Raw genomic sequence first — 6,372 nt, forward strand, 5'->3', positions numbered from 1 at the left:
TGCCGGTCGAACTGCATGGTGGTGACCCGCTCGACAGCTTCGCGGCGGCGTTTCTCACCGACGCGGTAGTACCGCTGTGTGGTGCTGGCTTCGCGGTGATCCATCAACGACTGGAGAACGTCCTGGGGGACCCCGGCGTCGGCATGCCGTTGTGCGTAGGTGTGTCGGTAGGCGTAGGGGTAGATCTTGTTCTTGTCAAAGGGCAGCATCGTGGTGACCCGGTTGCCGTCTTCGACGATCACGGTGGGGACCAGGAAGTCGGGCAGGTTCTTCACCCAGGCTCGGTGCTTTGCCGACACCCACTCGTAGGTTGTCGCCTTCGTGCCGTGGGGGTTGGCCAGGCTGGCGGGGAAGAGTTTGAGCTTGTCGGCCGGGGTGTCGGGGAAGCGGGCGCGGGCGCGTTGTTGCTGCTTGATGATGAGCGCGGCGGTCGCGCCGGGGATCGGTAGTCGGCGAGCGTGCCGAAGGTTCTTGGTGTTGTCGTAGACAAGGACGGGGCTGCCGTCGCTTTCCCGGTCGAGGCACTGCCATGGCAGTTTGCAGATCTCGTTGGGACGCCTGCCGGTGTCGATGATCAGCTCGATGGCCGTGCGGACGTCTGTGGAGCTGACGGTCTCAAGGGAGTCGAGGTTGGCGCAGAGCTGCCGCATGACCTCCGGAGGAAGGTCCCGGCCGGCTTCGGAGTCCTCGGGGTCGTCAGGGATGTCTTCCTGGCGGAGGGCGAAGTCGTCCGCCAGGCCGTGCAGGGGCTGGCCGGGCTTGGTCAGGCCCAGGGTCCGGAGCCGGTTCAGCACGCGTCGGGTGTCGCGGACGGTCATGTACTGCGTGCAGCCAGAGATGTCGCCGCGGTCGTTGAGAAAGCTCAGCCGGCCCAGGAAGGCAGTGATGTCGGTGCGGCCGAGCACGGGCAGGTCGACGCCGTGGTCATCCCGGCTCAGGTGCAAGCTCTTGGAGAAACGGCTCAGGGACTTCAGGGTGCGTTGGACGGTGGTCTTGCCACTCTTTCCGCGGCGGCGGGGGATGTCGTCGAGGGCCCAGGCCTTGGCTCCTTCCCTCAGCCAGGGCTGGGTGATCCCGGTGAAAGAGAAGGTGCCGCCGAGGCCGAAGACGCTCGCGTCCCAGACGTCCTTGTGGCGTTCGGTCTCCGGGCTCAGTCCGAAGCGGCGGATGTGCTTGAGGAAGCCCCTGGCCAGGGTCCTGTCGGCGCGGGTGAGAACGTCCAAGTCGAGCTCGTCGAGTGAAGTGACTTGCCGAGCACGGGCGTTGTTCGACAAATTGCGCAGCAGGTAGTCCTTGTGCCGCAGTCCCTGGGCGATCCGTTCCTGGAGGCCATAGATGATCTCGGCGACCACACGGTCGGGCAGTCCGCGCAGGCTGACCTTGCGGGACTCTGCGATGGCCGGGGTGGTCAGCCGCCAAAGATCCTCGTCCTCCAAGACGCCTTCTTGACGGAGGTCACGGCATTGATCGGCGTGGGGTGTGCAGTACCCGTCTCTGGACTCGCCTTGCCGGTCACAGGCCGCGACCTGGCAAGGCCCCAGGGCTGGTAGCGGTTGCACCTCCGGGTGAGCGAGGAAGTCCTCCAGCGGGAGCCCGTAGACGTTGCGCCTCTGGTAGTCATGCGACGAGCACAGGAGCGTCGCGCGTCTGCCCGGCCGTTCGCAGTGCGCGACCTGGCAAGGGAAGAACCCGACCATCCGGCCGGTTCGCCTGATGGTCACGAACTCGTCGAAGGGCAGGTCGCTCTTCTTCCACCGCTCGGTGCAACCGGTGCACATTCCCTTCTGGTGTGCGAAGTAGGACATCTTGTCGCAGCCAGCCACCAGGCAATCCTCACCGCTGAACTGCGGGTGCGAGCGAGGCAGCACCAGAACCCGGACGTGAGGATCCCAGCTGAGCAGCTGCAGGAACTCCGGTTGGACGGCGCCCATGAGCCCTGTGGTGACCGTGTCTTCACCTGCCCCGTGTTGGGGCGTCGCGACCGCCAGGTTCACCGGGTCTCCCCCTCAGTCAGGCGGGGCGAAGCCACGCGGTCAACGGCCGCGCGCAGGCGAGCTCGGTCCGGATGAAGGTAGGGACGGGGTGAGGCCGGGTTCTTCTGGCCCAGCAGGGCCTGAACCTCATCCAGCGTGCCGCCGGCATCCACGACGTTGCTGGCCATCGCATGCCGGCACATCCGCGGCTCAACCTGGCGGCCCAGCCTCGCCCGTCCCGACAGCGACTCGCACAGCTCTCCGATCGCGCCGGTGGTCACCGGCGAGCCAAAGGGCGGGCGGAAGAGGTTGACCAGCAAGAAGTCGCTCCCGCCCTCCCCGAGGATCTCGTAACGCTCCACCGCGTACTGATCGGCGGCCTGCACCACCAGGAAGTCCACCGGCATCACCCACGACTTCCTCGACTTCGACCAGGCGCCATTCACGTTCTGCCGCCGGATCACGTGCAGATGGGGCCCCTCGACACCGCACCCCAGCGAGCGCGAATCCATCAGCAGGTGGACATCACAGCGGTGCAGCCCCGCGACCTGCCCCGGACGCAACCCCACCCGCGACAGCAGCAGCACGATCAACCTGTCCCGGGCTGACCGACAGGCCCGCAGCATCGCCACGACTTCTTCGTCAGTGGCCCGGTCCACTTCCGCCTCCGGCTCCTGCAGCCGGTGACGGGCCCGCAGCCGATACCGCATCCCACCGCTCTCGCCCTGCGCCTCCACCGGCAGGTCACGGTCATCCCCCAGCTCGTAGAGCTGCTCAAGTACCCAGGCTGGCGCGGCCTTGTTGACCACCGCGTGAAGCAGGAACATCCGTACCGCGGTCAGCACCTTGTTGATTCGCGCGTCCCCACGGACCGGCGTTCCTCCCGGCCCTGGTACCACGGTCCGGCGCTGGCCACCGTTACCCGGCGCCCACCGCAGCCACACCATGAACAACCCCATATCCCGGGCCGCGGTCGACCAGTCCCGCCCTGTACCCGCGCACCAGCGCAGGAACAAGGTCACCGCCCCGGCGTAGGCCTTCGTTGTCGTTTCTGCCCGGCCCCGGGCCAGGCGTACCTCCCTCAGGAAGCGGTCCGCCTCCTCGACGACCTCCAGCTCGTCGTCCACCACGGTCCAGTACCGGGTCCCCGACGGCATCGAGACGAGAAATGTTTCGTACATTTGTTCCCACGCTCCGTGTGTCGATCGCAACGATCCACTACAAGAGCCACACCCCCCGAGAACCGTCGTAATACACCAAACGACAGCAAGAGGCGCAATGTCACACCACAGCCACCAAAACCCCAGAGAACCCGGCGACCTCATCGCAGCGCAGCAGGAACTCACCCAGGTGCGGGCCGACCTCACCGCCCTGTACAAGCGGCTGCCCTACTCCGTCGAACCGATGGAGGCCTGGCAGCGCCCCGAGGGCTACTGGCTCACCACCTCCCGCGCGTACCCGGACTCGCCGGGCTGGTCGGAGCAGGAGCAGCGGGACGTCGCCGCGCTGCGCGAGCGGGAACGCGACCTCACCGCCGCGATCCTCACGCACGCCTTCTGGAACGAGGTCCCCGGGCCCGAACGGCTCGATGCCCGCTCCCAGCTCAAGCACGCCCTCGCACGCGAGGACGGCGAGGGCCAGGAGGCGGCGTAGCCGTGACCGCTCTGGGCGGGAGTGGACGCCGATGGAGGAGACGCAGATCCGGGCCATGGTGGAGCAGATCCGCAAGGTGCGGGAGCTGAACCGGCCGGGTGCGGGCAGGTGGCGCCGGCGCCGGGAATCGCGGGCCCGGGAGCGGCTGGTCGACCTGATGATGGACGGCGGTCCGGAGCTGCTGAACGAGGCCGAGCTGCGGCACTGGAGGAGCCACGCGATCGTGGAGATCATGCTGGAGTTCGCCGGCAGTGCGATGAAGCCGGACGACGTGCGGCTGGCGATGGGGCGGCTGGAGACGGTGCACGCCGCGACGTACGAGGGCTTACAGGAGGCGCGGCGGAAGCTCGCCGAACGCCAGGACGCCGCCGACTGACCCCGGCGCCGGCATGAGGTGGGCCCCGAACCGACGCGTGGCTCGGGACCCACCTGCGTGCGGCGCAGGCTACGAGGTCGAGAGCCAGTCCTGCCCGGGGGTGCCTCGGTAAGCACGCCAGCGCGGCAGGCTGTACCGGGTGACCAGGGTCCACGCGGTCCGAGTGGCGTCCTCCACCCATGCGTGCCCCGCAGCAGGTAGGCCGTTCACCCCACGCAGCCACTTTGTGATCTGTTCCTCTGGAATGTGGGTGTTGCCTTTTCCGAGGTACTTGAGGACGTACACCGCGAGGTAGTCCACGTCCTGCGCGCGGCCCTGACCGTTGAGGATGGGCCTGAGCCGGGAGGCGAACTTCTTTCCGATGCTGTGGTCGCCCTCGCCCCAGAGGGAGGCCACCTCCGGCCCCCTCAGCATGTCGATCAGATCGATCAGGTGGGCGAGGTCGGGGTCGTCGGCGAGAGTGATGGGTTCGGTCACAGGCGGCTACCTCCCGAGGAGTTGTGGTTGAACCAGACCGGCGCCGCCGATCATCACGGTGCTGGTTCAGGGACACGCCGCTGATAGACAGAACTGCCCGATTCCCGTCTGTGATGGCCGAGATCATCCGCATGAAAGGGCGGTGTCCCACGGCCGTGGAGCGCCGTGGATACGCGTGGGCTCCCGCACCGCGCTCCTGGCCCTTGTTGGCTGAGCGCTTCAGCCGGCCAGTTGAGTGAGCCCCTGCCCGTAGCGGAGCGCAAGGTCGAAGTAGCCGCGGATGAGCAGGGACATTTCCCGGCCGAGGTGGGCGTTGTGGCCGCCGATGGGGTACCAGGTGCCGCACCCGCATTCGCTAGGAATGCTGGTCAGCCCACCGCAGCGGGGATGTCAGGTCGTGTCGGGTGCGTAGAACTTGGTGGTGGCCTCGACTGCGGCCGCGACGTGCTCCGGTTCGCCACCGGCGGCCAGGTGAGCCTCGCCCCAGGCCGCGGCGCTGCGCCGGATGAACTCGCGCCCTTCGGGCGACTTCTGGACCCCCTCGTGGTCGGCGGTCTCGCCACCGGCCAACAGCTGGGCCAGGGCGAGGAGATGCAGGTCCCAGCCAACGCCGCCGGCACCGGGGCCGTAGGTCGGGAAGAGGGGCTCCTCGACGACCGCTGCGTGGATCAGTTCGAATTCGGTGTCGCCGGTCGGGCCTGGGACCAGGCGCACTTCCACCTCGCTCGTGCCGGGCCAAGCGTCGGCGTCCGGCCCGTAGAGCCAGGACACCTTTAGTAGACGCGGCGGCTCGCACCGGAGGATCTCGCCGTGCTCACCACCGTCCAGCTCGAACTTCCCGCCAAGCCGCAGATCCCCGGTGACCGGTTTCAACCAGCGATGCAGCCGCTCGGGGCTGGTCAGGGCGTCCCAGACGTCGTCGATCTGCGCTTCGTATCGACGCCGCACCTCGATGGTGTACGCGTCGCCGGCGGGCACGCTGCCCTTGCCCATTGCCCGATGCGCGGCGGCCAGTTCATCCAATACGTCTTTCATGTCAGGGTCCCTTCGCTGATGGATCGGTCTTGTCCGCATCGGTGCCGGACTCGGCCGGTCGGGTGGGCTCCCCATCAGCCGAAGTCCGAGCTGCACGCCTGCCCCGGGCCAGCTCGGTTTCCAGGGCGTCGAGGCGTTGTTCCCAGAACCGGCGAAACCGGTCCAGCCATGCGTCGACCTCGCTCAGCGGCCCGGGCTCGACGGCGTAGAACCGGCGAGCACCCTCCGGTCGCACCGACGCGAGCCCGCTGTCACGCAGCACGCGCAGATGCTGTGAGACAGCCGGCTGGGAGAGTCCGAACTCGGCCCGGATCACATCCGTGATCGCGCCAGAGGTCTGCTCACCGTCGGCGAGCAGCTCCAGAATGCGCCGGCGCACCGGGTCGCCGAGGATGTCGAACGCGTGCACAAACATGGATCATACCAGTCTCCACTTATATAAGCCAGTGCTGGCATCCTGACGTCACGTTCGGCTTAGAGTTCGTCGTCGTTCGCGGATTCTGCGGTAGCAGACGAGTGCGGAGGATGCTGGCGAAGGAGGAAGACTGCCTTGCGTACGTGGCGTCGGAGGGGGCGCGATCCCCGGCGGAACACCCGTGGTGTCGACGCCCATCGACATCCGATACCCCTCATCCATGCTGGTGTCGAACGAGACCGACATCCGGTGTCAGGTGAGACCGACATAGCCACAAGTCGCGCGCTCAGTCACAGTGCTGGTCGGGCGACTGCATTTCCTGCCTCCTAAAGATCGAACTCCAGGTGCTCGATGTCCGTGAAGCGCACCTCCTCCAACTGGCCGGCGCGGCGGCCGTTGTCCTGGAAGTACACCTCCTTGAGTGCCTCGGCGGCGAGCTCCTG

7 protein-coding genes and 1 pseudogene are annotated in these 6,372 nt (G+C 67.4%); 2 read left to right on the top strand and 6 right to left on the bottom strand.

Features of this window, described 5'->3' with window-relative positions; genetic code table 11:
• Both ACYVO6_RS44970 and ACYVO6_RS44975 read right to left on the bottom strand, forming a co-directional pair.
• Window positions 1-1,436: tyrosine-type recombinase/integrase (locus tag ACYVO6_RS44970; protein ID WP_461072036.1), on the bottom strand; the 1,436-nt coding region annotated here is incomplete at its 3' end.
• 554 nt (window positions 1,437-1,990) lie between these two features.
• A complete protein-coding gene (locus ACYVO6_RS44975) occupies window positions 1,991-3,100 on the bottom strand; it encodes a tyrosine-type recombinase/integrase (RefSeq protein ID WP_461072038.1) in 1,110 nt (369 codons plus the stop codon).
• Between the two features lie 151 nt (window positions 3,101-3,251).
• Between ACYVO6_RS44975 and ACYVO6_RS44980 the strand changes: the two genes are divergently transcribed.
• Both ACYVO6_RS44980 and ACYVO6_RS44985 read left to right on the top strand, forming a co-directional pair.
• Window positions 3,252-3,626, top strand: coding sequence for a nucleic acid-binding protein (locus ACYVO6_RS44980; RefSeq protein ID WP_461072040.1), 375 nt, complete (start codon window positions 3,252-3,254; stop codon window positions 3,624-3,626).
• Window positions 3,627-3,657: 31 nt separating this feature from the next.
• The gene (locus tag ACYVO6_RS44985) at window positions 3,658-4,002 is read left to right on the top strand and encodes a hypothetical protein (RefSeq protein WP_461072042.1); all 345 of its coding nucleotides are present in this window, start codon (window positions 3,658-3,660) and stop codon (window positions 4,000-4,002) included.
• A 69-nt stretch (window positions 4,003-4,071) separates the two neighbouring features.
• Here ACYVO6_RS44985 and ACYVO6_RS44990 read toward each other — a convergent pair whose 3' ends face one another.
• The 4 genes and pseudogenes from ACYVO6_RS44990 to ACYVO6_RS45005 all read right to left on the bottom strand — a co-directional run.
• Entirely contained in the window at window positions 4,072-4,479 is a 408-nt protein-coding gene (locus ACYVO6_RS44990) for a hypothetical protein (protein WP_461072044.1), read from the bottom strand.
• Between the two features lie 390 nt (window positions 4,480-4,869).
• Window positions 4,870-5,514: an SRPBCC domain-containing protein gene (locus ACYVO6_RS44995; protein ID WP_461072046.1), complete on the bottom strand. Its 645-nt coding sequence runs from the start codon at window positions 5,512-5,514 to the stop codon at window positions 4,870-4,872.
• A 1-nt stretch (window position 5,515) separates the two neighbouring features.
• Window positions 5,516-5,929: an ArsR/SmtB family transcription factor gene (locus tag ACYVO6_RS45000; RefSeq protein WP_461072048.1), complete on the bottom strand. Its 414-nt coding sequence runs from the start codon at window positions 5,927-5,929 to the stop codon at window positions 5,516-5,518.
• A gap of 326 nt (window positions 5,930-6,255) precedes the next feature.
• A pseudogene (locus ACYVO6_RS45005) lies at window positions 6,256-6,372 on the bottom strand (telomere-protecting terminal protein Tpg); the annotation flags it as partial.

It is taken from the genome of Streptomyces pseudoechinosporeus, assembly GCF_054783935.1.

What these genes read in the sequence shown, in the direction of transcription:
- ACYVO6_RS44980 (WP_461072040.1), top strand. Translation starts at nt 3,252, where the DNA reads ATGTCACACCACAGCCACCAAAACCCCAGAGAACCCGGCGACCTCATC.
- ACYVO6_RS44985 (WP_461072042.1), top strand. Translation starts at nt 3,658, where the DNA reads ATGGAGGAGACGCAGATCCGGGCCATGGTGGAGCAGATCCGCAAGGTG.
- ACYVO6_RS44995 (WP_461072046.1), bottom strand. Translation starts at nt 5,514, where the DNA reads ATGAAAGACGTATTGGATGAACTGGCCGCCGCGCATCGGGCAATGGGC.
- ACYVO6_RS45000 (WP_461072048.1), bottom strand. Translation starts at nt 5,929, where the DNA reads ATGTTTGTGCACGCGTTCGACATCCTCGGCGACCCGGTGCGCCGGCGC.